Here is a 24,745-nt window from a genome sequence, read left to right on the forward strand (position 1 = left end):
GGTCCCTGGGCGGCACACGCAGCAGCCCCCGTCGGGTCGTCCCGACGGGGGCTGCGCTGGTCTTCATCAGGGGCGGCGCCGCAGCCGGCCTCAGTCGTGCAGGTCCGGCAGCACGCGCGCGGCCCACTCCTCCACGGAGGACTCCCACCTCTGCGGGTCCACGTTCCACTCCTTGGTGTGGCGGGCGCGCTGGAAGCCCACCATCTCGACCCGGTCGCTGAGTTCCGCCAAGCGCTTGGAGGCGGTGTCCGGGACGAACTCGTCGTCGGCGGAGTGCAGGATCAGCGTGGGGGTCTGCAGCTGATCGGCGCGCGTGATCCAGTCCAGCGAGCCCAGGTCCAGCGGTGCGGCCAGGCCCGTGAGCCACAGCCCGCGCGGCGAGGTGATCAGGGACTGGGCCATGGTGGTGATCGCTGAGGGGATGTGTCGCGACGCCGTGTGGTGGGTGAACAGCGTGAACCAGTCCACGACCGGCCCGGTGAGGACCATCCCCGCGATATCCGCCCGGTAGATCGACAGGTCCGCGGTCTGCAGGCAGATCGCCCCGCCCATGGACCAGCCGAACAGCACGATCCGGGTGGCCCCTCGCAGCTTGGCGTAGGAGATCGCCAGCTGGACGTCCTTCCACTCCGTGAACCCCAGCCCGTAGCGTCCGTCCGGGGAGGCCGGAGCCTCTCGGTCGTTGCGGTAGGAGATCAGCAGCGAGTTCAGGCCCATGCGCTGGGCGGTGTCCAGGGCGCGGATGGCCTCCATGCGCTGGGCGCCGCGGCCGTGGACCATGATCGCCCAGGGGCCGGGCAGCTGCTGGGCGGCGGGGTCCTCGGCCGCGGTCTGCTCGTCGTCGCGGGACACGCTCTCGCGGTGGTCGTCCTCGCGGTGCGCGTCGTCGTCGTGGCCTCCGGCACCGCGAGGGCGGAAGCCGCGGTCCGTCCCCGGGCGCGCGCTGCCCGCCTGCGGATCCCGTCTCTGCCCCGCCGGGACCACCCAGCAGGGTGCCGCGCCCATCTCCATGGGCAGCTCGACCTCGTGGAAGCGGTATCCGGCCGCGGCGGGGTCCGGGTAGACCGTCCCGGCCCACCAGCCGCGCGAAGCCGCCGAGAGGTCGCCGCTGTAGACCTCCTGGACCTCCCGCACGACCTCGCCGGCGGCCGGTGACCAGGAGAGGATCTCGCCGATCCGAGCGTGGCCCTCTCCCCCGCCGAAGCGCAGGCTGTAGACGCCGTCGACGGTGGTCTCCACCGTGGCCGCCAGGCGCACCTCGCCGGCTCCGGGCAGCGCCTCGGGATGCTGCGCCGGATCCACCGGGGTGTACTGGTGGATGGCCAGGTCCTCAGAGCGGTACCGGGGCGGCACGACGACCTGACGCGCCACGTAGGCGGCGATCGCCGAGGAGACGCCGAAGGACAGCGACGCCGCCCCCACCGTCAGCGCCGTGCCCGCCACGGCTCCGCGGGCCCACACCGACGACGACTCCCGCGGCTGCCCGCGCAGGGCGGCAAGCGGACGTGATCGGGCGGGGTGGGTCGATGAGCGCAGGGAACCGGGCATAGTCACATTCTGTCATGTGAGCCTCGGCGTCGGCCGGGAACGACGATCCCCGCGAGCTCTACCCGCACGCGCGGAACCGATTTCGTGAATATCCGGGGCACATGCGCTGTTGCACCCGTGAGGCCCCTGGCTCTTGCGGCACAGCGGGTCACCACGACATCGAGGCGAGGAGGACACCGTGTCCGAGCAGACCACCGATCCGCGCAGCACCGACCCGCAGACCGAGGAAGGCCAGAGCGCGCCCAGCGTGCAGCGCACCGAGGACGAGTGGCGCGCCGTGCTCAGCCCCCAGGAGTTCCACGTCCTGCGCGAGGCCGGCACCGAGCGGCCCTTCACCGGCGAGTACTGGGACACCGAGACCGAGGGCGTCTACTCCTGCCGGGCCTGCGGCGCGGAGCTGTTCCGCTCGGAGACCAAGTTCGGCTCGCACTGCGGATGGCCGTCGTTCTTCGCGCCGCTGGCCGAGGACCGCGTGCGCTACATCCGCGACTCGTCGCTGGGCATGGAGCGCGTGGAGGTGCGGTGCGCGGCCTGCGACTCCCATCTGGGCCATCTCTTCGCGGGCGAGGGCTACCCCACGCCCACGGACCTGCGCTACTGCATCAACTCGCTGTCCATGCGCCTGGAGCCGGCACAGGGCACCGGGGAGGCGGGCACACAGTCGTGAGGCCCTACGCCTGCCGAGCAGCCGTCGCGGCTGCGTCGCGCGGGTGCTCAGGGCCGCGCCGGATCCGGCCTCATGTCGGGAGCGCGTCATCGCTGCGCAACGGACGGCGTGGCAGGCCCGATCGCGAGGTGAGGCGGGCCTAGGCTGGGCCTCGTGACAGCTCAGAGCGATCTGGTCGGAAGGTTCCCACGAGCAGCGGCATCGCTGCGTCGTGCCCAGTGCCGACCGGAGATCGAGCTCGTCGAGATCTCGGCGCCCACTCCCCGAGCCGCCGATTCGGTGGCCTTCTCGGCCACCGTGCTCGAGCCCGTGTCGGCGCATCCCAGCTCCCAGGGCTCCGCTGAAGACGCCCGCGAGCTGGCCACCGGCCGCTTCCTGCTCATCCACGCCCCGGACCGCGGCGCCGAGTGGGGAGATGCCTTCCGCATCGTGACCTATGTGAAGGCGGAGGTCGAGCGCGAGCTGGGCCATGACGAGATGCTCGCCCAGGTCGCCTGGAGCTGGCTGCTCGAGGCACTGGATCGCAGCGGCGCGCAGTACATCCGGGAGGGCGGCACGGCCTCACGGGTGCTCTCCGAGGGCTTCGGCCAGCTGGCCGACACAGAGGAGTACATCGACGTCGAGCTGCGGGCCTCCTGGACGCCTCGCGGCGAGGACCTCTCCGTGCACCTGGAGGCCTGGGCGGACATGGTCTGCACGTTCGCCGGCCTGCCGCCGGTGACCGAGTCGGTCACCGTCCTGCGGCGCTGACCCCCACGGCAGCCGCGAGCACACCGGCCACCCCCGAACCATCCGAGCAGCAAGAGGATCTGACAGCCGCAGTGAGCAGCACGAGCCCCTCCCAGCATCCGAGCCCCACCGTCGTCGAGGGCTTCGAGGAATTCGAGATCCCCGACTCCGTCTTCCTGGATCAGCCCATGGACGGCCTGCCCCCGCTGGTGGACACGACCCGGCGCCTCGAGCTGGCCGCCGAGCAGCTCAGCGAGGGCACCGGCCCCGTGGCCCTGGACACCGAGCGGGCCAGCGGCTTCCGCTACGGCCAGCGCGCCTTCCTGGTCCAGCTGCGCCGCGAGGGCACCGGCACCGTGCTCATCGACCCCGAGGCCACCGGATCGCTGGCGATCATCGACGAGGCGCTGCGCGGCACCGAATGGGTCCTGCACGCCGCCACGCAGGACCTGCCCTGCCTGCGCGAGCTGGACATGCACCCCGACGCCCTGTTCGACACCGAGCTCGGCGGACGCATCGCCGGGCTGAGCCGTGTTGGGCTGGCCGCAGAGACGGAGGAGCTGCTCGGCTTCACGATGGCCAAGGAGCACTCGGCGGTGGACTGGTCCACCCGCCCCCTGCCGGAGCCGTGGCTGACCTACGCCGCCCTGGACGTCGAGGTCCTGGTCCAGCTGCGCTACGCCATGGAGGAGCTGCTGCGCTCCCAGGGCAAGCTCGAATGGGCGCTCGAGGAGTTCGAGGCCGTGCGCACAGCACCGCCCGCCGCCCCGCGCAAGGATCCGTGGCGGCGCACCTCCGGGATCACCAAGATCCGCGGACGACGCCAGCTCACCGCCCTGCGCAACCTGTGGACCGAGCGCGAGGAGCTCGCCCGCCACAAGGACATCTCTCCAGGGAGGCTGCTGCCCGACTCCGCCCTGGTCGCAGTGGCCCAGGCCATGCCCCGCTCCGTGCCGCAGCTGCTGCGCACGCCGGGCTTCCACGGCCGCGCCGCCTCCAAGGAGGCACCGCGCTGGCTGCGTGCCCTCTCGGAGGCCCGCCAGGCCGAGGAGCTGGTCCCCCAGTCGGTCTCCTCCGACTCCCTGCCGCCGGTGAAGTCCTGGACCGTGAAGCGACCGGCCGCCGCCGAGCGCCTGCGCACGTTGAAGCCCGCGGTGGCCGAGCGCGCCGCCGAGCTGGGGATGCCCACCGAGAACCTCGTGGTCCCCGAGCACCTGCGCCGGTTCAGCTGGGATCCCCCGGCCTCGGCCGAGCTCGAGCAGATCGCCGAGCGGCTCGCCGAGATCGGCGCCCGTCGGTGGCAGATCGACAACGTGGCCCCGACCCTCCAGAAGGCGCTGCGCCTGCCCCGCCCCGAGCAGCACGACGACGCCGGCAACGCCGACGCAGCCGCGAGCTGAGCCCGGCCCACGAGGAGTCGCAGCGGCAGGCCATCATCGGCCGATGGTCTGCGGCAGCGACTCCTCGCTGAGGATCCGTCCCCGGGCGCTGGCCCGAGACGGACGAAGGAGCCGCCGAGATCGCGTCTCGGCGGCTCCTTCTCGTGTGCGCGGCGGCTTCCTCGGCGAGGACGCCTCACCGGCTCAGATGTGCTTGGTCTCCGGGGAGTTGGTGGAGGCCGTCAGGTTGCCGGTGGTGTCGCTCTGGGACGAGCCCTTGGCCTTGTCGGCGGCGCTGGAGGCCGTCTGCGTGGCCTTGTCGGCGGCGTTGGAAGCGGTCTCCTTGGCCTTCTCGGCCACGACCGGCGCCTGCTCCTGCACGGTGGCCTTGGCCTTCTCGGCGCCCTCGGAGACCTTGCGGCGGACCTCCGGGTCGTTGGTCACGCCCAGGACCTGGGACTTGATCTGATCGAACGGCTCGCGACCGGCAGCCGAGCCGGCGACGAAGCCGATGGCCAGACCCGCCACGAAGATGGCCTTCTTGAACATGTCTCTTGCCTCTCGTCGTGTCACGGGCCTCATCGCCCGCGTTCTGCTGCTCAGCCTACTGAGGAGGCACGGGCCGGACAACGAAGCCCTCGGCGCGGCGGCCCCGCGATCTGCCGCCATTGCGCGCCGAGCGTCAGTCTCAGGCCCCGGTGCGGTCCTCGAAGCGCAGAGCGGACGCGTCCTCGCCGACCGGGCGGGCATAGGGCACCCGCGTCCCGAGCACCGAGTCCACGGTGTCGCGGGTGATCTGCTGGGCGGTCAGGCCCACCCGCTCGAGCACCTGCGACCTGGAGCCGTGAGTGAGGAACTCGGTGGGCAGCCCGACCTCGTTCAGCGCAGTGTCCACGCCGGCCCGGCGGACGGACTGGCGGATGAGGCTGCCGATGCCGCCGGAGCGCACGCCGTCCTCGACCACCACCACGAAGCGGTGCTGAGCGGCCAGCTCCGACAGCGAGGCCGGCACGGGCAGGACCCAGCGCGGATCCACGACGGTGGCCGAGATCCCGTGATCGCCCAGACGCCGAGCCACTTCCAGGCACAGCGGTGCCATGGCGCCCACGGCGACCAGCAGGACGTCGGTGTCCTGATCGCTTCCCGCACGGCGCTCCGCACGCTTCTCGTCAGCAGAGCCCTGGCCGGCTGCCATCTCCTCCTCGGCCTCCCGCTCCACCGCTCCGGTGGTGCGCAGGAGGATCTCCACGCCGTCGTCGAGCCGCTCCAGAGCGGGGATCGGCTCGGAGACGGATCCCTTGGGGTAGCGCAGCACGGTGGGGGCGTCGCTGACGTGCAGGGCCTCGCGGAACTCCTCGCGCATGCTGGGCTCGTCCCGCGGTGCCGCCAGGTGCAGCCCGGGCACGATCTGCAGCAGCGCCAGGTCCCACATGCCGTGATGGCTGGGCCCGTCCGGACCGGTGACCCCGGCGCGGTCGAGGACCAGGGTGACCCCCGCCTTGTGCAGGGCCACGTCCATCAGCAGCTGATCGAAGCCGCGGTTGAGGAACGTGGCGTACAGCGCGACCACCGGGTGCAGCCCTCCGTAGGCCATGCCGGCGGCCATGGTCAGAGCGTGCTGCTCTGCGATCCCGACGTCGAAGACCCGCTCCGGGTGCTTGTCCTGCATGAGGTTCAGACCCACCGGGATGGTCATGGCGCCGGTGATGCCCACGATGTCGTCGCGCTCATCCGCGGCCTCGGCCATGGCCTCGGCGAACACCGAGGTCCAGGACCGGCCCGAGCTGGCGCTGGTCGGCTGGCCGGTCTCCGGGTCGATCGTGCCCACGGCGTGGAACATGTCGTCGACGTCGGCGATCGCCGGGGCGTAGCCGTGGCCCTTCTGGGTGATCGTGTGCACGAGCACCGGTCCGCCGAAGTCGCGGGCTCGTCGCAGAGCGTGCTCCAGGGCGTCCTGGTCGTGGCCGTCGATCGGGCCCACGTACTTCATGCCCAGATCGGCGAACAGGCCGTTGTGGACCACCACGTCCTTGAGCCCGGCCTTCATGCCGTGCAGCCCGCGGTAGGTCGCCTGGCCCACCGGCCCGGAGTGCTGCAGCGACTCCTTGACCTGGGTGAGCACGCGCTCGTAGCGCCGGTCCGTGCGCACGGTGTCCACCGATTGCTGGACCTCGGCCTTGAGCTCCTGCAGCTGACGCGCCAGCCCGCCGACCGTGGGGGCGTAGGAGCGCCCGTTGTCGTTGACGACGATCACCACGCGGCGATCGGGATCCGAGGCGATGTTGTTCGCGGCCTCCCAGGTCATGCCGCCGGTCATGGCGCCGTCGCCGACCACCACCACGGTGGTGCGATCGTTCTGGCCGGTGAGCGCGAAGGCACGGGAGATGCCGTCCGCCCAGGACAGCGACGACGAGGCGTGCGAGGACTCCACGACGTCGTGCTCGGACTCGCCGCGGTCCGGGTAGCCGGCCAGACCGCCCTGCTGGCGCAGGGTCGAGAAGTCCTGGCGGCCGGTCAGCAGCTTGTGCACGTACGACTGGTGCCCGGTGTCGTAGACGATCGGGTCCCGGGGCGAGTCGAAGACGCGGTGCAGAGCCAGCGTGAGCTCGACGACGCCCAGGTTCGGGCCCAGATGGCCGCCTGTGGCCGAGACGCTGGTGACCAGGAACCTGCGGATCTCCTCCGCCAGCTCCCCCAGCTGCTCGGGCGCCAGGCCCTTGAGGTCCTCCGGGCCGCGGATGCCCTCCAAGATCGACATGGTTCTCCTTGCAGCGCAGCCTCGTCGACGAGGCCGCGCACAGCGAATCTTCGTATCAGCCGATGCTACCGCCGGCATCCGACGCACCAGGCCGGGACCTGCCGCGAGGGCGTTCGCACGCACGAGCGCCCCGCCGGGCCGGAGCCTGACGGGGCGCTCCCGCGCGGAGGGATCCTCAGATCACTTGCTGGCCATCTGGCGCAGCACGTACTGCAGGATGCCGCCGTTGCGGTAGTAGTCCGCCTCACCGGGGGTGTCGATGCGCACGTCGGCGTCGAACTCGACGGTGGAGCCGTCCTCCTTGGCCGCGGTGACCTTCACGGTCTTGGGGGTGCGGCCGTCGTTGAGCTCGGTGACGCCCGAGATCGAGAAGGTCTCGGTGCCGTCCAGGCCCAGCGAGTCGGCCGACTCGCCCTGCGGGAACTGCAGCGGCAGCACGCCCATGCCGATCAGGTTGGAGCGGTGGATGCGCTCGTAGGACTCGGTGATGACCGCGCGGACGCCCAGCAGGCTGGTGCCCTTGGCCGCCCAGTCGCGGGAGGATCCCGAGCCGTACTCCTTGCCGCCCAGCACGACCAGCGGGACGCCGGCCTCCTGGTAGTTCATCGCGGCATCGTAGACGGCGGCCTGCGGGCCGCCCTCCTGGGTGAAGTCGCGGGTGAAGCCGCCCTCCACGCCGTCCAGGAGCTGGTTCTTGATGCGGATGTTGGCGAAGGTGCCGCGGATCATGACCTCGTGGTTGCCGCGGCGCGAGCCGTAGGAGTTGAAGTCCTTGCGCTCGACCCCGTTCTCGATGAGGTACTTGCCCGCGGGCGTGTCCGACTTGAAGGAGCCGGCCGGGGAGATGTGGTCGGTCGTGACCGAATCGCCCAGCTTGAGCAGCACGCGCGCGCCCTCGATGTCGGTGACCGGGGAGATCTCCATGGTCATGCCCTCGAAGTACGGGGGCTTGCGCACGTAGGTGGACTCCGCGTCCCACTCGAAGGTCTTGCCGGTCGGGGTCTCCAGGGACTGCCAGCGCTCGTCGCCGTCGAAGATCGTGCCGTACGAGTCGGTGAACATCTCCGTCTCGATGGAGTCGTCGATGATCTGCTGGACCTCGGTCGGATCCGGCCAGATGTCCTTGAGGTAGACGTCGTTGCCCTCGGAGTCCTGGCCCAGCGGCTCGTTCTGGAAGTCGAAGTCCATGGTCCCGGCCAGGGCGTAGGCGACCACCAGCGGCGGGGAGGCCAGGTAGTTCATCTTGACGTCCGGGTTGATGCGGCCCTCGAAGTTGCGGTTGCCCGACAGCACCGAGGTCACGGCCAGGTCGTTGTCCTGGACCGCCTGCGAGATCTCGGACTCGAGCGGACCCGAGTTGCCGATGCAGGTGGTGCAGCCGTAGCCGACGATGTAGAAGCCCAGGGCCTCCAGCGACGGGATCAGGCCGGACTTCTCGTAGTAGTCGGTGACGACCTTGGAGCCCGGGGCGATCGAGGTCTTGACCCAGGGCTTGGAGGCCAGGCCCTTGTCGACGGCGTTGCGGGCCAGCACGGCCGCGGCCATCATCACGGACGGGTTCGAGGTGTTCGTGCAGGAGGTGATCGAGGCGATCGAGACCGCTCCGTTCTCCAGCTCGAACTCGCGGCCGTCCTCCATGGAGACGCCGGCCGACTCGGGGGTCTTGTCCGAGACGTAGTTCTTCACGTCGCGCTCGAAGGTGCCCTTGGCCTTGTCCAGCTCGATGCGGTCCTGCGGGCGCTTGGGCCCGGAGATCGACGGCACGACGGTGGACAGGTCCAGCTCGAGGTACTCGGAGAAGCGGGTCTCCTCCTGCGGGTCGTGCCACAGGCCCTGCTCCTTGGCGTAGGCCTCGACCAGGTCGATCTGCTCCTGGGGGCGGCCGGTCAGGCGCAGGTAGTCCATGGTGACGTCGTCGATCGGGAAGATCGCGGCGGTCGAGCCGAACTCCGGGGACATGTTGCCGATGGTGGCGCGGTTGGCCAGCGGCACGGCCGCCACGCCCTCGCCGTAGAACTCGACGAACTTGCCGACGACGCCGTGCTTGCGCAGCATCTCGGTGATCGTGAGCACGACGTCCGTGGCGGTGGCGCCGGCGGGGATCTCGCCGGTGAGCTTGAAGCCCACCACGCGCGGGATCAGCATGGAGATCGGCTGGCCGAGCATGGCGGCCTCGGCCTCGATGCCGCCGACGCCCCAGCCCAGGACGCCGATGCCGTTCTCCATGGTGGTGTGGGAGTCGGTGCCCACGCAGGTGTCCGGGTAGGCGCGATTCACGCCGTCGACCTCGCGGGTCATCACGACGCGGGCCAGGTTCTCGATGTTGACCTGGTGCACGATGCCCATGCCCGGGGGCACGACCTTGAAGTCGTCGAACGCGGTCTGGCCCCAGCGCAGGAACTGGTAGCGCTCGCCGTTGCGCTGATACTCGATGTCCATGTTGCGCTCGATCGCATCGGCGTTGCCGAAGGAGTCGATCTGCACGGAGTGGTCGATGACCAGCTCGGCGGGCGAGAGCGGGTTGACACGGGCGGCGTCGCCGCCGAGGTCCTCGATGGCCTCGCGCATGGTCGCCAGGTCCACGATGCAGGGGACGCCGGTGAAGTCCTGCATGATCACGCGGCCGGGCGTGAACTGGATCTCGGTGTTCGGCTGCGCCTCCGGATCCCACTCGGCCAGGGCCTTGATGTGCTCCTGCGTGACGTTGGCACCGTCCTCGGTGCGCAGCAGGTTCTCCAGCAGGATCTTGAGGCTGTAGGGAAGGTTCTCGGCCCCCTTCAGCGCCTTGAGGCGGTAAATCTCGTACTGGGTGCCATTGACGTCAAGGACGTCCTTGGCCCCGAAGCTGTCCACGGTGCTCATGTGCCCGGAACTCCTCTCGCCGCGGTGGTGGATCGCCGAGCGCGGAACGCTGTCGGAGCCTCGGTCGAGGGCCGGACAGCTGCAGCGCGGGTTCGGCGGACTCCTGCCAATATATCCCCATCCGGACACGGATTTCTCGCCGAACCTCCCGTTCGGGCTCGATCTATGGTAAGTAAGGCGACCCTCAGCTGCGCTCGAGGACGGTCACGGTCTCGAGGTGATGCGTGTTCGGATACAGGTCCAGGCCGCGCAGGCTGCGCACCTGCCAGCCGCGGTGGCGGAACCGAGCCAGATCGCGCGCGGCAGTGGCCGGATCGCAGGACACGCTCACGATCCGGCGCGGCTCGAGGGCTGCGATCGCATCCACCACGACCTTGCCGGCACCGGCGCGCGGCGGATCCAGCACGACGACGTCCGGTCGCCGCGAAGGCACCGACGACGCTGCGCCGCGCCTGCCCCGCGACGGACGGCCGCCGCGTCGCCTCCGCTGCGGGATCCGCACCAGCTCCGGCCAGCGGCGGGCCAGGACGTCCTCGACGGAGCCGGTGACCGCCTCGACCTGTGGGTCCTCGCCGAAGCGGCGGGCCGCATCCGTGGAGGTCAGCGGGGAGCCCTCGACGGCGAGCACCGAGCCGGCCTCCCCCACGGCCTCGGCCAGGGCAGCCGTCAGCAGCCCCGCGCCCGAGTAGAGATCGAGGGCGTCCTCGCCCGCGCTCAGCCCGGATTCCTGCTCGACGAGCCCCAGCAGATGCTGGGGCGCACTGCGGTGGACCTGCCAGAATCCGCCGGCGGAGACCTCCCAGGTGCGCTGCCCGATCCGTTCGATGGTGCGTCCGGTCCCGCTGAGCACCAGGGGCTCGCGGCGCGGGGAGCCGGCGGAGGTGTCGGCGCTGAGCACGAGTCCGATCTCCCCCTCCCCGCCGGCCCGGGCGTGGGCGACCTGCAGAGCCGGCAGCGCGTGCTCGCGCAGACGCCGGACGAGGTCCTCGTCGAACGGGTGCGCGGCGGTGACGACCACCGTGGGGGCGTCTGCCGAGGGACCCGCCAGATCGAGCCGTGTCGCCCCGGACCAGTCGATCTCTCCGATCCGCAGAGCGCTCAGCGCGGGAGTCATCAGGGGGAAGTCCTGGACTGGCACGAGCTCGTCGCTGCGGTGGGGATGCATGGCGGCCCGGCCGTGCTCATCGACCGCGAAATGGGCGCGCGTGCGCCAGCCCAGTCCGTCGTCCGTCTCCCCCGGCAGGGCTTCGACCCTCGGGTCCAGCGCCTCGAGCTGCTCTGGCTCGAAGCCCCCGATCCCGTTGAGCAGCTCCCGCAGGACCTCGGTCTTCAGCCGTCGCTGCAGCTCGAGCTCCAGGTGCCCGAGCTCGGCCCCGCCGACGGGAGCGCGCCCGGAGGCCCAGCTCAGCATCGAATCTGCCGGCTCCCAGGGATGCCGCGCCCGGCGCCCCTGCACCGGGGAGAGCACCTCGACCACATCGCCGCGCCAGAACCGCGCCTCGTCCTGGGCCTCGCTCAGCCGCACGCGCACCCGCTCGCCGGGGGCCCCGTGGCGCACGAACACCACGCGTCCCTCCTGGGTGCGCGCCACGGTGTGCCCGCCGTGGGCCAGCGGTCCCAGCTCGAGCTCGAGGTGCTGAGGGCTGTCGGTCATGCGTCGTCTCCATCGGTCGGTGCGGTGCGGGAGCTGGCACCCGGGGTCTCGCGGTCGGCTGGGCGGCGGCGCCGTCGTCGTGGGGTGCGGGAGCGGGCGGCCAGGGCCTCACGGTCGGCCCGGCGCCGGCGTCGGCGGCGGGCGGCGCGCCGGGTGACTTGGGCGGGGGCCTCTGATGACTGCTCGTGCGGGGCGTCCTCGTCGGAGGAGACCTGCGCGCCCAGGGTGTTCAGGTGCCAGGGCACGGAGGCGATCATGACGCCCCGCTCGTGGCGCAGGCGGCTGCGCAGCGCTCCTGTGGCCTGGTTGTGCAGGAAGCGCTCCCAGGAGGTGGAGACCACGTACTCCGGCAGGTAGACCACCACCAGATCGCGCGGCGAGCGCCTGCGGACCCGGCGCAGGTGGTCGATGACCGGCTGGGTCGAGCTGCGGTAGGGCGCATCCAGCACCCGCAGCGGCACGGGGATCTCCAGGCGCTGCCACTGCTCCAGGATCCGGGCGGTGCGCGCGGCGGAGACATCCACCACGAGCGCCTCGAGCGTGGAGGGCCGCGAGGCCCGGGCGTAGGCCAGGGCGCGCATGTCCGGCTTGCGCACCGACGGCACGATCAGCATGGCGTGCACCCGCGAGGGCAGCGCCAGCACGGGTGAGTCGGGAGCCAGCTGGAGGGCGTCGTCGACGGCGTCGTAGTGCCGTCGGATGCCGCTCATGAACAGCGACAGCGCCACGATGCACACCACGGTGATCCAGGCACCCTGGGTGAACCGCGTGGTCATGACCACCACCAGCACGGCGGCCGAGATCACCGCGGCCAGCACGGCCAGCCCCAGCGAGGCCACGATCCGGCGCCGCCCGGAGACCGTGGGCTCGGCGCGCCGGTGGCGCCGCCAGTGCCGGACCATGCCGAACTGGGTGAGCGTGAAGGACACGAACACGCCCACCACGTAGAGCTGCACGAGGGCGTTGACGTTGGCGCCGAATACGGCGGTCAGCACCGCCGCCACCACCAGCAGCACCACGATGCCGTTCGTGAACGCGAAGCGATCGCCGCGAGCGGCGAACTGCCGCGGGAGGCTCGAATCCCGTGCCAGCCGCGAGGCCAGCGCCGGGAAGCCCGTGAAGGCGGTCGAGGCGGCCAGCACGAGCACGAGCACGGTTGCCAGGATCACGACGTAGTACAGCGGCGTGTCCAGGCCGAAGATCGCCCGGGCGAGCTGCCCGAGCACGGGGTTCTGATAGAAGTCCGCCTCCGGGGCGTGGCCGTCCATGCGCAGCTGGCGCTCGGGATCCAGCACGAGCTGGACCCCCGTGGCGCGTGCGAGGTACACGGTGCCCAGCAGCAGCACGACGGAGAGCACGCCCATGACGGTCAGGATGATCCGGGCGTTGGCGGCCCGCGGGCGGCGCAGGAACGGCACGGAGCCAGCCACCGACTCCACGCCGGTCACCGCGACAGCACCCGAGGAGAACGCCCGCAGCACCAGGATCGCCAGGGCCATGCCCGTCCAGCCGCCGTCGGGGACCTCCACCGGCAGGACCTCCCAGTCCGCGGAGGCCGCGCGGTCCAGGGTGCCGGTGGCCGACTGGTACAGGCCGGTGCCGATCATGGCGAGCAGCACGGCCACGAACAGGTACGTGGGCACGGCTGCGGCGCGGCCCATGAACCGCAGCCCGCGCAGGTTCAGGAGCCCGGCGATCAGGATCCCGGCCAGCGCGATCTCGAGCCGGAAATCGATCAGCCCCGGGAACGCAGCGGCCAGGTACTGCGCCGCGGCGGACATGGACACCGCGACCACGAGGGTGAAGTCGATCATCAGCGACGCGCCGACCACCACGCCGGCGCGATCGCCCAGGTTGGAGGTCGCGATCTCGTAGTCGCCCTGTCCGGACGGGTACGCGCGAAGGTTCTGCCGGTAGGCCAGCACGATGATCACGGTCACGACGACGACGGCCAGGCCGACCCACGGCGAGAGCAGCACGGCGGAGGCCCCGGCCAGGGCCAGCGTCAGCACGATCTCGTCCGGGGCGTAGGCCACCGAGGACAGGGAGTCCGCCGAGAACACCGGAAGCCCCGCGCGCTTGGACAGGGCCGTGTCCTCGTAGCGCTCGTTGTGGTAGGGCCTGCCCACCAGAGCGGTCCGCAGCGCGCGCAGTTTCGTCACGGGGACAGGTTAGTGGCTCGGCAGGCCCGGCCCGCCCGCGTGACCTACCCTTGGCCCCATGCCGCATTTCGTGATCATGGGCGCCGGACGCGTCGGTGCGATGACAGCCCGGGCCCTCGAGGACTCCGGGCACACCGTCGCCCTGATCGACCAGGACGAGCAGGCGTTCCGCAAGCTGCACGGCTCCTTCGGCGGCGAGTCCATCACCGGTCACGGCTTCGATCGCGACGTCCTGCGCCGGGCCGGGATCGAGCGCGCCTACGCCTTCGCGGCGGTGTCCTCGGAGGACAACTCGAACATCCTGGCCGCCCGCGTGGCCCGCGAGACCTTCGACGTGGCCCACGTGGTCGCCCGCATCTACGACCCCGCCCGCGCCGAGTTCTATCAGCGCCTGGGCGTGCCCACGGTGGCTGCCGTGCGCTGGACCGCCGATCAGGTGCTGCGCCGGCTGCTTCCCGAGCAGTCGATCTCCGGGGACTTCCAGGAGGCCTCGGGCCGCCTGCAGCTCGGCGAGCTGACCCTGCACGAGGGCTGGGCCGGGCTGCGGCTGTCGGCCATCGAGAAGGCCGTAGACGTCCGCGTCGCGTTCATCACCCGCTTCGGCGAGGGCGTTCTGCCCGGCGCCCGCACTACCTATCAGAAGGGCGATCTGGTCCACGCGATGATGCGAGTCGATGAGATCGACGACATCGTGCGCGTCCTGGCCGCGGAGCCCTCCCCCGAGATCCGCGATGCCGGCCAGGAGGGCCTGCTCGGACCCGTCGATTCAGCGGAGGCACGACGATGAAGGTCGCCGTCATCGGAGCAGGGGCCGTGGGCTCCTCGATCGCCCGCGAGCTGGCGCGCAGCGGTCACGAGGTCCTGATCATCGACGAGAAGCCGGAGGCCGTGGGCCGGGTCGATGCTCCCGGCGCCAGCTGGAGCGTGGGCGATGCCTGCGACCTGCGCGTGCTGGCCGATGCCGGGCTGAACGAGACCGAGGTCGTGGTGGCCGCCACCGGCGACGACCGCGTGAACCTGGTGGTCTCGCTGATGGCGCGCTCGGAGTTCGGCGTGCCCCGCACCGTCGGGCGCGTGAACAACCCCCGCAACGAGTGGCTCTTCGACGACTCCTGGGGCGTCGACGTGGCCGTGTCCACGCCGCGGCTGATGACCGCGCTCGTGGAGGAGGCCGTGGAGATCGGCGACGTGGTGACCGTGCTGACCATGCAGCAGGCCTCGGCCTCGTTCAGCGCCTTCACGGTGCCTTCGGATCACCCCTCGATCGGCTCCCGCGTGGGCACCGTCCCGTGGCCGGCCCAGGCCGTGCCCGTGGCCATCCTGCGCGACGGCCAGCCGCTGGCCCCCAGCCGCGACGACGTCATCGAAGCCGACGACGAGCTGTTCTTCCTGGTCTCCGGGACCGGTGAGGACGAGCTGAGGCAGCTGCTGGGCTCGGCGACGCACTCCCGCGCTCAGCAGCTGCCCTGGGCCCCCGAGGACCCGTTCGAGGAGGAGATCCCCGGCGAGCCCTCCGGCCCCGCGCTCCAGTGACGCGGGCCGCGCCCGCCGTCCTCAGCGGGTGATGTCGGGATCCTTCGGCTCGCGGGGCTCGGAATCGGAGCGCTGCAGCGCGTCCTCCGGAACATCGGGAACCACTGCCGCCGGGCGCGAGATCAGCCACGCGATCCACAGCACCGCCGCGTACAGCGGCACGCCCATGGCCAGCCGGGCGATGCCCAGCCCGGTCACGTGATCGGTCAAGTACAGCGGCACCTGCACGATGAGGCGGGCGGCGAACATGGCCACGAGCAGGCCGGTGGCGAGCCGGTAGCCGCGCATCCGGTGCGGGTCCTGGCGCCAGTCCATCCCCTCGCCGCGCACGAAGCCGAAGAGCACGCCCAGCAGCGGCCACCCCACGACGATCGACAGGGCCAGGCCGAGGAAGTACGCCAGGTTGATCCACAGTCCGGTCACGTAGTAGTCGATCGCATCGCCGCTGCGCCAGGCGAAGAAGGCGCAGACCAGCACCCCGATCAGACCGGCCAGCGCCTGGATGAGCGTCTGGCGCTGCACCAGGCGGGTGATCGTGAACAGCGCGGCAGCGCCCAGCGCGCAGATCAGCGCGGCGGCCAGCGACTGGCTGAAGATGTAGACGCCCAGGAAGACGGCACCGGGCACGATCGCCTCGGCGAGCCCGCGCCAACCGCCCACGGCGTGCAGGACGTCGAGCTGACCCGTCTCGCCGCGGCGTACGCGGGATCTCTGGGCGTAGGCCGTCATGGACTGCGCCAGCGTGGGGCGCTGCTCGGGCGTCGGGTCCTGATCGCGGGCCTGCTCCGGTTCGTGCTGCGGGTCCTGCTCGGGACCCGGGGCCGGCGTGGTCATGACGAGGTCCTCCGGGCGATGATCTCGAAGCGCGGGTTGAAGATGGTGGGCTGGTCCCCGGCGCTGCACAGCAGCCCGGAGCACGACAGCTCCGTTCCGGCGCGCACGCCGGGCACGGAGCGCTGGCCCTGCCAGACCAGGCGCAGCAGGGTGGGCCGGCCCTCCGGGTCGCTGCGGTCCTGGACCAGCAGCAGGGCCTCGCTGGCGGGACGCTCGGTGGCCGCTGCCACGCGGATCTCGGCGACCCGCCCCGTGGCGCGCACGCGGCGGCGCGCGCCGCCGCGCGAGGCGCGGTCCTCGCCGCATGCCGCCCGAGCCTCGGCCAGCGAGGCCGCAGGCTCCTCCAGCGCCACGATGCGCGGGTGCGAGGCCGTGACCGGTGCCGGACCGGGGTGCAGGCAGTCCTCGGCAGCGGTCTCGTGATCGCTGCCGAGCCGGGAGTCGGCGTCGCCGGTGGCTTGGGTGCTCATCGCGTCTCGGTGATCTCCGGCCCGCGCTGTGGCGGCGCCTTCGGAGCGGGACCGCCTGCGGCTGAGCCGGTGCCCTGGGACTGACCCTGGCCCGAGGCCTGCCTGCGGACGGCGCGCCGCTTGGCCACGGCCTTGGGCTCCACGCCCTCGGGGACCTGCAGCGGCAGCAGATCGCGCGGAGGCATGGGGTCCCCGCCGCGACGCACGATCACGGTGCGGATCAGCTCGTCGAACTCGGCGGAGGCCGTGGGCTCGATCGCCGCCGGACCGGAGATCACGGCGCGCAGGAACCAGCGGGGGCCGTCGATCCCGATGAAGCGCGCCGGCCGGTAGCCCTTGGTGCCGTCGCTGGTGGTCGCGGGGAAGCGGGCTCGCAGCTCGGTGCCGAACGGGCCCTCGACGGCCTGCGGGGCGCCGTCGCTGCGCTTGAGCGAGTCCACGAGGTCCTTGCGGATCTCCGCCCAGATCCCGGTCGTGCGGGGGGCGGCGAAGGCCTGCAGCTGCACGGTCGAGCCCTTGTGATCCAGGTTCACCGCCCGCGGGCGGTTGCCCTTCTCCGTGACCTCCAGGCGGATGCCGATCCCCTGCTGCTGCTGGATCAGCAGCGAGCCGAAGTCCATGCGCCCCTCGCTGTCCTCGATCTCCGAGATGTCCCACGGCCCGCGGGCGTGCACGTCGTCCTGCGCCTCGGCGCCGTCCTGCTCGACCTGCTCCTCTGCCGGAGCCGTGGGCTCGGCGTCCTTCTTCTTGCGTCCGAACACGTCGGTGCCTCCTCGATGCGTCATGCGCCGCCCGGTCGGGGCGGCGGTGCCCGGGAACGGCCCGGAGCCTGTCAGTGGCCGCGCGGGGCGCGGCGCGTACTCAGCGGGTCCCGGAGGACCCGAATCCGGTCTCGCCGCGGTCGCTGTCCTCGAGCTCGTCGACCTCGACCAGCTCGACCGTGCCGACGCGCTGCAGCAGCAGCTGGGCGATGCGGTCGCCGCGCTCGATGCGGAAGGGCGTGTGCAGATCGGTGTTCAGCAGCGTGACCATGATCTCGCCGCGGTACCCGGAGTCCACCGTGCCCGGCGCGTTGAGGACGGTGATGCCGTGCTTGGCGGCAAGTCCCGAGCGCGGATGGACCAGGCCCACCCAGCCGACGGGCACGGCGATGGCCAGCCCGGTGCCGATCAGGGCGCGGGCACCGGGATCGAGCACGGCATCGGAGCTGGCGCGCAGGTCCAGCCCCGCGTCGCCGGGCTTGGCATAGCGAGGCAGCGGCAGATCGGCGTCCAGCCGGCGCACCTGCATCCGCAGCGCGGCGGAGTCGTCGTGGTCCTGGGGGCGTGAGGGGTCGGTCAGCACAGTGCCCCACTGTAGACGCCGCGCCGCCTCCAGCCACTCGGGAACGGGACCCGGTCGTCCGGCCGAGCCATCCGCTCATGGGATGATGGTGCCCATGACTGACGACGAGGTGCTCTACCGGGAGAAGCTGAACCCGGCGTGGTGGATGTGGCTGCTGTTCCTGGGCCTGGCCGGCTCCGTGGTGATCGCCCTGGCCCCCATCGCGACCTGGCTCGGGATCCTCGGCGGTGTCATCGCGCTGATCCTGGCCCCCGTCATCGTCTACTCCCGGGCCTCCTCGATCGTGGTCACCGAGGATCTCCTGCGGGTGGGCCGGGCGAGCATCGAGCGCCGATTCGTGGGTGAGGTGGAGGCCTTCACCGATCCCGACGACGTCCGCCGCGTCCGCGGTCCCGAGCTGGATGCCCGGGCCTACATGAACTTCTCGGCCTCGGCCTCGGGAATGTGCCGCATCGAGATCATCGACCCCGTGGATCCCACCCCGTACTGGCTCACCGCCACTCGCCATCCGCACGAGCTCGCCCAGGCCCTGGTCGGCTGAGGCCCTCGAGCCGACGGGCGCGCAGACGAAACAGCCCTCGACCGCCGCGGCGGTCGAGGGCTTCTTCTGTCCTGTGCGGGTCTCAGGCTTCAGCGGCCTGCGATCCGGCAGTCAGTCTTCGTCGGATTCAGCCTGCGCACTCCACGCAGATCTTCATCCCGTCCTTCTCCTCGGCGATCTGGGAGCGGTGGCGCACCAGGAAGCAGGACCCGCAGGTGAACTCGTCCTCCTGAGCCGGAAGCACCACGACGGAGAGCTCCTCGTGGGACAGATCGGCACCGGGCAGCTCGTAGCTGTCAGCGGCCGTGGCCTCATCGTCCTCGTCCGCATTGGGGTGCTGGGTCTCGTTGCGGCGAGTCTTCAGCTCCTCGATCGAGTCTTCCTTGAGCTCCTCCTCCTGCTTGCGGGGAGCGTCGTAATCAGTTGCCATATGTGATCCCTAATCCTTGCAGTGAAGACGTCGACATGAGGCGCGGCGACAGCCGGCCGCGGTCCGTGGAGGGCGGGCTCGCGGGCGCATACCTGCCTCACGTGAGGAGGATTGTTCACTATGGGCCTCGGAAAGACCAATGCGTCCGCTCACGACAGAATTGTTGCCGGTCGGTTGCCTCTGTGCGGCTTCCAGCCGGCTCCGAAGGGTCCGTGGAGTCCGGGCGCAGCGCGCCGTGCAGGCCACCGATGCGCGCAGTCTGCCCACGACCACTAGACTCTGCGCAGATGCGGACCGGGACGCGTCCGCCGGCTGGGCCGGCACCGGCTCCCCCGAGAGGCGGAGCCGACCACGGCGTCCCCCGGAGCAAGAGACCTGCGGAAGGCTGGATGAGCATGGACGAGCTGCGCCTGGAAGGCGTCCACGACGACGGCGAGCACCTGGTGCTCAGCGACTCCTCCGGACGCCGCAGCCTCCTGGCAGTGGATCAGCAGCTGCGCCAGGCGGTCCAGCGAGCACGCCGCGTCCCGGCGCGCCGCCAGCGCCAGGGCGCTGACTTCGGCCCCCGCGACATCCAGGCCCGGTTCCGTTCGGGCGCGTCCGTCGAGGAGATCGTCGAGGAGTCCGGCTGGGAGCCGGAGCGCGTGCGCCGCTACGAATGGCCGATCATCGCCGAGCGCTCGCACATGGCCCGAGAGGCCCAGAAGGTCGAGCTCGGAGCGCGCCGCACCGAGGGCTACCGCTCCGCCTTCGACAGCGCGCCGCTGAGCCTGGCCCAGACGCTGCAGTCCCGTGCCCCTCAGCTCGGGATCGCCCCCACCTCCTTCGACTGGGATGCCTGGCAGCGTCCCGATCTGCTGTGGACCGTGGCCGTGCGCTTCCGGGTGGTCGATCCCGCCAAAGCGCCGCAGGACCTCGTGGACCAGCAGTCGCTGGCGCAGTGGGTCTTCAACCCCGCCAACCTCTCCGTGAGCCCTGAGCCCGGCTGGGCCCAGCACCTCACCGGGGACGACGAGCCCGAGGCCCCGCGCGACGATGTCTTCGGCCAGCGCCGCCCGGCGGCTTCGGCAGCCGCTGTCGGCACCGCGAGCGACGACGCCGCCCGTCCGTCCGCCTCGAGCCAGACTGCCGCCCCCACGGCCTCCTCCACCGAGGACGCCCATCCGGGCACCTCCGACGGCGACGCCTCGTCAGCTCCAAGCGCCGACGAGCCCGCCCCGGCGGCGCAGGGCGGATCGCACCCGGGTGCCGATCGCCTGCACCGCGAGGACGAGGCCCGCACCACCGAGGAGCTGCTCGAGGTCCTGGAGACCCGCCGCGGCCAGCGCCTGGGGGCCGACGAGGGCTCCGACGACCAGCTCGCAGAGATCCTCGGCCGCTCCATGGGCCACGTGGACTCCCGCCCGCGCCCGATCTCCGCCCCGGACGATGCTCGGCTCTTCGACCGGACGATCCAGCCGGGCCACCGTGCCCAGCCCGAGTCCTCCGCCGGCGGCGACCCCGTCGAGCCGGCCGAGTCGGCGGACCAGGACCGCAGCGCCTCCCCCGCCGAGTCCCAGGAGGACGCGCGCATCCAGCGGCCGGTCGATCAGGACCGGCCGTCGGAGCCGGTCGAGGACTCGGATCCCACGCACCACCACGAGGCCACGATCCACCACCTGGGCCGGGCGGATGCCGGTGCCCCGCAGCACCACGCCGACATCGTGGAGATCACCGACGAGGACACCGGACCCGCAGCGCCTCGCCTGAGCACCGTGCGGTCCGAGCCTGCCGCTGACGATCACGAGGACTCCGCCTCCGCTGCCGACGATCGGCGCGACGCTTCTCGGGAGCAGCCCACCCAGGCTGCGGCCTCCCCGCAGGATCAGCCCGAGGACGAGTCGCAGGACAGCCAGCAGGACGGCGATCGTCGTCCTCGCCCGCGCGGTCGGGTCGGCGGCGCCAAGCGCACCCGGTCGTCCGTGCCCAGCTGGGACGACATCGTCTTCGGCGCCAAGAACGACTGAGGACCCTCCCGGGATGCGCATCGGCCCCCTGTCTCCTCGAGGAGGAAGGGGGCCGAACGCCTGTCGGAGGCTCGTCTGCGGCCTCAGGCCAGGCGCAGCAGCGGGACCCTGGTCTCGGCCGGCGTCACGGCGCCGTGCTGACCGACCATCTGCAGCGTCTGCGGACCGATGCGGGAGAGATCATGCAGCGCCAGGTCATCCTCCAGCGGCGTGATCACCAGGTCGCCGATGCGTCCCACGACCTCGGGGCGCAGGTCCTCGACGGGGCCGAACCAGCCGCCGTCGAGCAGCTCCTCCCGCGTCTGAACACGCACCCGCTCCCCCAGCTCCGAGGCCTCCCAGCGCTGACGGACCCGCTCCTGCAGCTGCTGACGCTGCTGCGCGGACTCGCAGGGCTCCAGGTGCAGCTGGAGGCAGCGGGGCTCACCGGCGCTGGTGCGGACGTCGTCGAGCAGACCGGGCACCTGGGTGAGATCCACGCGGCCCTCTCGGGGGACGTCGACCATGCCGTGATCGGCGGTGAGCACCACGGAGGTGGACCCGGGAAGGCGCGCGCACAGGCGGCGCAGGGAGCTGTCGAGCTCCTCCAGCTCGTGGATCCACTCTGAGGAGCCCCAGCCGTGGCGGTGCCCCGTCTTGTCCAGGTCGTCCCAGTAGAAGTACATGAGTGCGCGCTGACCGGCCCGCAGGTTCTCCTGGGCCGCCTTGGTACGGGCGAACACGCCGTCCGCTGCCACGAAGCGCCCGCCGCGCAGCGCCGCTCGCGTCAGAGCCGAGTCCTGGAACTTGCCGCGACTGACCGTCACGGCGTCCAGGCCCTGCGCCTCGAGGCGCTGCAGCACGGTGTCGCGCGGCTGCCACCCGAGCGCATCCACCCGCGGATCCCAGCCGCCGAGCATATTCACCGTCTGCCCCAGCTGCGGGGAATAGGAGTCGTAGCCGGTGAGACCGTGCACGCCCACCGGCAGCCCGGTGCCCAGCGCCGCCAGCGACGAGGCGGTCGTGGACGGGAAGGCGGCGTCGAGCTCGCCGAGGTCCTCGGCACCGCGCAGGAACGGGGCGTACGAGCTGCGGGCCTCGAGCTGCTCCAGCCCCAGCCCGTCCACCAGCACGACCACCATGCGCTGGGAGGCCGGCAGCCCCAGCACGTCCTCGAAGCCCTCGGCCCCGATCGCTGCGGCCGCCGAGGTCATGACGTCGGCGATGCTGCGGGATCCGTAGCGAGGAGGGCGCGCGATCGCGGCCTGAGGCTCCTGCTCCGGCGGGACGGCCCAGAAGTCCGCCCCGGCTGAGTCGCCGGCGGAGCCGGTCATCGTCCGACCCGCTCCACGGCGCTGCGGCGCAGGCTGCGGGCGAACTCGCGGGCGCCCTCGACCGCCTCGACGCCGTCGGCCTCCGCGCTGATCCGCAGAGCGACGTCCTGCACGGCGCTGACTCCCGTGTAGCCGTGGTCGGCCTCGCACTGGGGGTCCTCGCAGCCGGCCGGCTGCAGATCGATGTTCCGGGTGCCGGTCCAGGCGATGTTGAGGTTGACCTCGCTGATCGGGTGGCCGGTGCGGTACTGCTGCGGCTTGTAGTACGCGTAGGTCAGCGTCACGGAGTTCACCCGGGAGGCGGCCACGGACTCGGTCGAGGCCAGGGCCAGCACCTCCTGACCCTCCTGGTCGTACTCCTGATCATCGACGTGCGTGATGTGCAGCAGGCCCTCTGCGAGCACGAGCACTGTGATGTGGCGGTGGACCTCATCGCGGTCGAAGGTGGTCTCCAGCTGGACCAGGTGCGACTCCGGGGCCGCCCCGTCCAGGGCGTCGGCCATCACGTCGATCACGAGCTGCGGGTAGTAGCCGGCGCGCTCGATGTCTTGGCGCAGCTGCTCGCCGCGCGGTCCTGACTGCGTCATCTGCCTGGTTCCCTCCTGAAGGGACGTGTCTGCGAGTTGCGAGAAGGGCGCTGCTCGTGCTGTGGGTCCTCGCCCTGTCACCGCCTGCCGGGGATCAGCCGCCGAAGGAGTTGCCGCCGGAGCCGCCGAGCTGCGTGCCGCCCATGCCGCCGTCCTCGGGGTCCTGGGTGACGTACGTGGTGGGAACGCCGGTGGACTCCTCCGTGCCGCTCGAGGTGGGATCGGTCGGGGGCGGGTCCTCACTGCCCCCGGGGCTCATCAGCACCACGATCAGGATCGCGGCCGCGAGGAGCACCGCGCCCACGCAGCCGATGACGACCCAACCGCCGGCGCCGTTGACTCCCATGAACGACAGCGGACCGCTCTTGGCGCCAGAGCGCGACGACCCCGCGGCCGGCCTCCCTGAGGCACCCCCGGAATAGGCCGGCGCCGCCGTGTAGCCGGTGGTCCGGGAGGCGCCGCCAGCAGGGGCGCTGCCCTGGGACGCCCCGCCGAGCGGCACCTGCGCCCCGGGGGCGGTGCTGGGGCTCGAGGGCTGCTCGCGCAGGGTCGCCCCGGCGCTTCCTCCCGCAGCGCCCGGCACGTGGGCGGGCTGATCCTGCGGGCGGACGGGGACCGAGGCCGGCGTGTGGGCGCCGGCCCACGAGATGCTGCGCTGAGGGGCCGTCGCACGGCCCGAATCCGCGACCGGGACGGCGCCCAGCAGAGCAGCTCGGCTGTGCTGGCCCTGCGGCAGCGGACCCAGCACGGCAGCGCTCGCCGTCCCGCCGCCCACGGGCGGGGCCTGCGCCGGGACTTCGCGGCCATCGCCGCCCAGGCCCGAGGGCATGCCGCTCAGCGCCGTGCCGGCCGGGCCTGAGCTGGGGCCGACGAGCGGCACGCCACCGGGCGGAGGCGTGCCGAAGCCTCCGCTGAGGCGGCCGCCCGCGGGGGCGTCGATCTGCTGGGCGCCGGGCTGCTGCGGGACGACCGTGGTGCTCAGGGTGCGCTCTCCGGCCTCACCGGACTGCGAGATGTCCTCCCCGGTGCGCTCCTGCTTGGGCGGCTCGGCGTGGCCCGAGACGATGTCCTGCCAGGCCTCCGGCAGCGGGTCCAGGGTCTGGAAGATCTCGAAGGTCTCGCCGTCGCGGGTGGTCGCCTGCCCGAAGTCCTCCCCGGCAGAGGACTCGAGCCGCTCCATCAGCGACAGGGCGCCGTCGTGGCGCACCGCGGGATCGGGGTCCAGCAGCGCCGCCACCTCGGCACCCAGCAGGGAGTCCTCGCCGAAGGCCTCGAGGGCGTCCTCGGGGGTGGGGGTGATGCCGCGCTCGGCGTCCGGGCGGACCATGCGCATGGCCACCACGCCGGCGGCGAAGAGGTCCTGCGAGGGATCCGGATCCGCTCCCTCGAGAAGCTCGGGGGCGATGTAGCCGGGTGTTCCCACGACCGTGCCGATGCGGGTCAGGCGGGCGTCCTCGCCCTGCGTGGCGATGCCGAAGTCGGCCAGTCGAGCCAGGGGCCGCCCCGTGCCCGTGGCATCCATCATGAGGTTGGCGGGCTTGACGTCGCGGTGGATCCAGCCCTCCGCGTGCACGAACTGCAGAGCCGAGATCAGCTGGCGCAGGATCTCCTCGGCCACCCTGTCCGAGAAGGCGCCGTGGTCCTGGATCGCGTTCTCCAGGGTGCCGCCGTCGCTGAGATCCATGGCGATCACGACGTGCTCGTCCTCGGCCGCCCAGCCGTAGGGGGCCAGCACATGCGGGTGATCGATCTTCACGGACTGCTCGCGCACGAAGCGCAGGAGGTCGGCGGAGTCGCGCTGGCGCAGGACCTTTGCGGCGCACACGTGGTTGCGCCGCTGGTCCCAGGACCGCCAGACCGTCCCGGAGCCGCCGCGGGCGATGGGATCGATGAGCGTGTACCGGCCGGCGATGGTATCGCTCATGGCC

General features: G+C 71.8%; 21 protein-coding genes. 7 read left to right on the forward strand and 14 right to left on the reverse strand.

Annotated features, from left to right (window positions below):
• Positions 1–90: 90 nt before the first annotated feature.
• The gene (locus RF645_RS09400; protein ID WP_137802855.1) at positions 91–1,548 is read right to left on the reverse strand and encodes a S9 family peptidase; all 1,458 of its coding nucleotides are present in this window, start codon (positions 1,546–1,548) and stop codon (positions 91–93) included.
• A gap of 178 nt (positions 1,549–1,726) precedes the next feature.
• Here RF645_RS09400 and msrB point away from each other — a divergent pair, with 178 nt between their 5' ends.
• From msrB to RF645_RS09415, 3 genes are all read left to right on the forward strand, one after another.
• Positions 1,727–2,215, forward strand: coding sequence for a peptide-methionine (R)-S-oxide reductase MsrB (gene msrB, locus RF645_RS09405; RefSeq protein WP_082330941.1), 489 nt, complete (start codon positions 1,727–1,729; stop codon positions 2,213–2,215).
• A gap of 153 nt (positions 2,216–2,368) precedes the next feature.
• Positions 2,369–2,965, forward strand: coding sequence for a DUF3000 domain-containing protein (locus RF645_RS09410; protein WP_006214901.1), 597 nt, complete (start codon positions 2,369–2,371; stop codon positions 2,963–2,965).
• 71 nt (positions 2,966–3,036) lie between these two features.
• Positions 3,037–4,344 (forward strand): HRDC domain-containing protein, encoded by a 1,308-nt coding sequence (locus tag RF645_RS09415; protein ID WP_053447468.1) that lies wholly within the window; start codon positions 3,037–3,039, stop codon positions 4,342–4,344.
• Between the two features lie 183 nt (positions 4,345–4,527).
• On the opposite strand, the gene RF645_RS09420 is transcribed toward RF645_RS09415, so the two are convergent.
• The 5 genes from RF645_RS09420 to RF645_RS09440 form a co-directional block, all read right to left on the reverse strand.
• Positions 4,528–4,872 (reverse strand): hypothetical protein, encoded by a 345-nt coding sequence (locus tag RF645_RS09420; RefSeq protein ID WP_368818962.1) that lies wholly within the window; start codon positions 4,870–4,872, stop codon positions 4,528–4,530.
• 139 nt (positions 4,873–5,011) lie between these two features.
• Complete coding sequence (dxs, locus tag RF645_RS09425; RefSeq protein ID WP_368818963.1) at positions 5,012–7,081, reverse strand: 1-deoxy-D-xylulose-5-phosphate synthase; 2,070 nt, start codon at positions 7,079–7,081, stop codon at positions 5,012–5,014.
• A 180-nt stretch (positions 7,082–7,261) separates the two neighbouring features.
• The gene (acnA, locus tag RF645_RS09430; RefSeq protein WP_251715241.1) at positions 7,262–9,943 is read right to left on the reverse strand and encodes an aconitate hydratase AcnA; all 2,682 of its coding nucleotides are present in this window, start codon (positions 9,941–9,943) and stop codon (positions 7,262–7,264) included.
• A gap of 184 nt (positions 9,944–10,127) precedes the next feature.
• Positions 10,128–11,597, reverse strand: coding sequence for a TRAM domain-containing protein (locus RF645_RS09435; RefSeq protein WP_314302022.1), 1,470 nt, complete (start codon positions 11,595–11,597; stop codon positions 10,128–10,130).
• Entirely contained in the window at positions 11,594–13,759 is a 2,166-nt protein-coding gene (locus RF645_RS09440) for an APC family permease (protein WP_235586834.1), read from the reverse strand. The genes RF645_RS09435 and RF645_RS09440 overlap by 4 nt, the downstream gene beginning before the upstream one ends.
• A gap of 58 nt (positions 13,760–13,817) precedes the next feature.
• On the opposite strand from RF645_RS09440, the gene RF645_RS09445 reads away from it, so the two are divergent.
• Both RF645_RS09445 and RF645_RS09450 read left to right on the forward strand, forming a co-directional pair.
• Positions 13,818–14,546 (forward strand): TrkA family potassium uptake protein, encoded by a 729-nt coding sequence (locus tag RF645_RS09445; protein ID WP_024290333.1) that lies wholly within the window; start codon positions 13,818–13,820, stop codon positions 14,544–14,546.
• Positions 14,543–15,292, forward strand: a complete 750-nt coding sequence (locus RF645_RS09450) for a TrkA family potassium uptake protein (protein ID WP_368818964.1) — start codon at positions 14,543–14,545, stop codon at positions 15,290–15,292. Before RF645_RS09445 ends, RF645_RS09450 begins: the two co-directional genes overlap by 4 nt.
• 21 nt (positions 15,293–15,313) lie before the next feature.
• Here RF645_RS09450 and RF645_RS09455 read toward each other — a convergent pair whose 3' ends face one another.
• The 4 genes from RF645_RS09455 to dut all read right to left on the reverse strand — a co-directional run bounded on the left by RF645_RS09455 (position 15,314) and on the right by dut (position 17,886).
• The gene (locus RF645_RS09455; protein ID WP_206390645.1) at positions 15,314–16,126 is read right to left on the reverse strand and encodes a DUF3159 domain-containing protein; all 813 of its coding nucleotides are present in this window, start codon (positions 16,124–16,126) and stop codon (positions 15,314–15,316) included.
• Positions 16,123–16,596 carry a hypothetical protein gene (locus RF645_RS09460; RefSeq protein WP_006214891.1) on the reverse strand — a complete coding sequence of 158 codons (474 nt, stop codon included), beginning with the start codon at positions 16,594–16,596 and terminating at the stop codon, positions 16,123–16,125. Before RF645_RS09460 ends, RF645_RS09455 begins: the two co-directional genes overlap by 4 nt.
• Positions 16,593–17,357: a DUF3710 domain-containing protein gene (locus RF645_RS09465; protein ID WP_368818965.1), complete on the reverse strand. Its 765-nt coding sequence runs from the start codon at positions 17,355–17,357 to the stop codon at positions 16,593–16,595. Before RF645_RS09465 ends, RF645_RS09460 begins: the two co-directional genes overlap by 4 nt.
• A 100-nt stretch (positions 17,358–17,457) precedes the next feature.
• Entirely contained in the window at positions 17,458–17,886 is a 429-nt protein-coding gene (dut, locus tag RF645_RS09470) for a dUTP diphosphatase (RefSeq protein ID WP_036307953.1), read from the reverse strand.
• Positions 17,887–18,034: 148 nt separating this feature from the next.
• Here dut and RF645_RS09475 point away from each other — a divergent pair, with 148 nt between their 5' ends.
• The gene (locus tag RF645_RS09475; protein ID WP_006214888.1) at positions 18,035–18,481 is read left to right on the forward strand and encodes a DUF3093 domain-containing protein; all 447 of its coding nucleotides are present in this window, start codon (positions 18,035–18,037) and stop codon (positions 18,479–18,481) included.
• 127 nt (positions 18,482–18,608) lie between these two features.
• Here RF645_RS09475 and RF645_RS09480 read toward each other — a convergent pair whose 3' ends face one another.
• Positions 18,609–18,911 (reverse strand): DUF4193 domain-containing protein, encoded by a 303-nt coding sequence (locus RF645_RS09480; RefSeq protein WP_006214887.1) that lies wholly within the window; start codon positions 18,909–18,911, stop codon positions 18,609–18,611.
• A gap of 389 nt (positions 18,912–19,300) precedes the next feature.
• Here RF645_RS09480 and sepH point away from each other — a divergent pair, with 389 nt between their 5' ends.
• The gene (gene sepH, locus RF645_RS09485) at positions 19,301–20,917 is read left to right on the forward strand and encodes a septation protein SepH (protein WP_368818966.1); all 1,617 of its coding nucleotides are present in this window, start codon (positions 19,301–19,303) and stop codon (positions 20,915–20,917) included.
• Positions 20,918–21,000: 83 nt separating this feature from the next.
• Here sepH and RF645_RS09490 read toward each other — a convergent pair whose 3' ends face one another.
• From RF645_RS09490 to RF645_RS09500, 3 genes are all read right to left on the reverse strand, one after another.
• Positions 21,001–22,230 (reverse strand): alkaline phosphatase family protein, encoded by a 1,230-nt coding sequence (locus RF645_RS09490; protein WP_368818967.1) that lies wholly within the window; start codon positions 22,228–22,230, stop codon positions 21,001–21,003.
• A complete protein-coding gene (locus RF645_RS09495) occupies positions 22,227–22,817 on the reverse strand; it encodes a DUF5998 family protein (protein ID WP_204781852.1) in 591 nt (196 codons plus the stop codon). The genes RF645_RS09490 and RF645_RS09495 overlap by 4 nt, the downstream gene beginning before the upstream one ends.
• 94 nt (positions 22,818–22,911) lie before the next feature.
• Entirely contained in the window at positions 22,912–24,741 is a 1,830-nt protein-coding gene (locus RF645_RS09500) for a protein kinase (protein ID WP_368818968.1), read from the reverse strand.
• Positions 24,742–24,745: the final 4 nt, after the last annotated feature.

Origin of the sequence: Kocuria sp. CPCC 205260 (genome assembly GCF_040981045.1) — a bacterium.
Lineage (GTDB): Bacteria > Actinomycetota > Actinomycetes > Actinomycetales > Micrococcaceae > Kocuria > Kocuria palustris.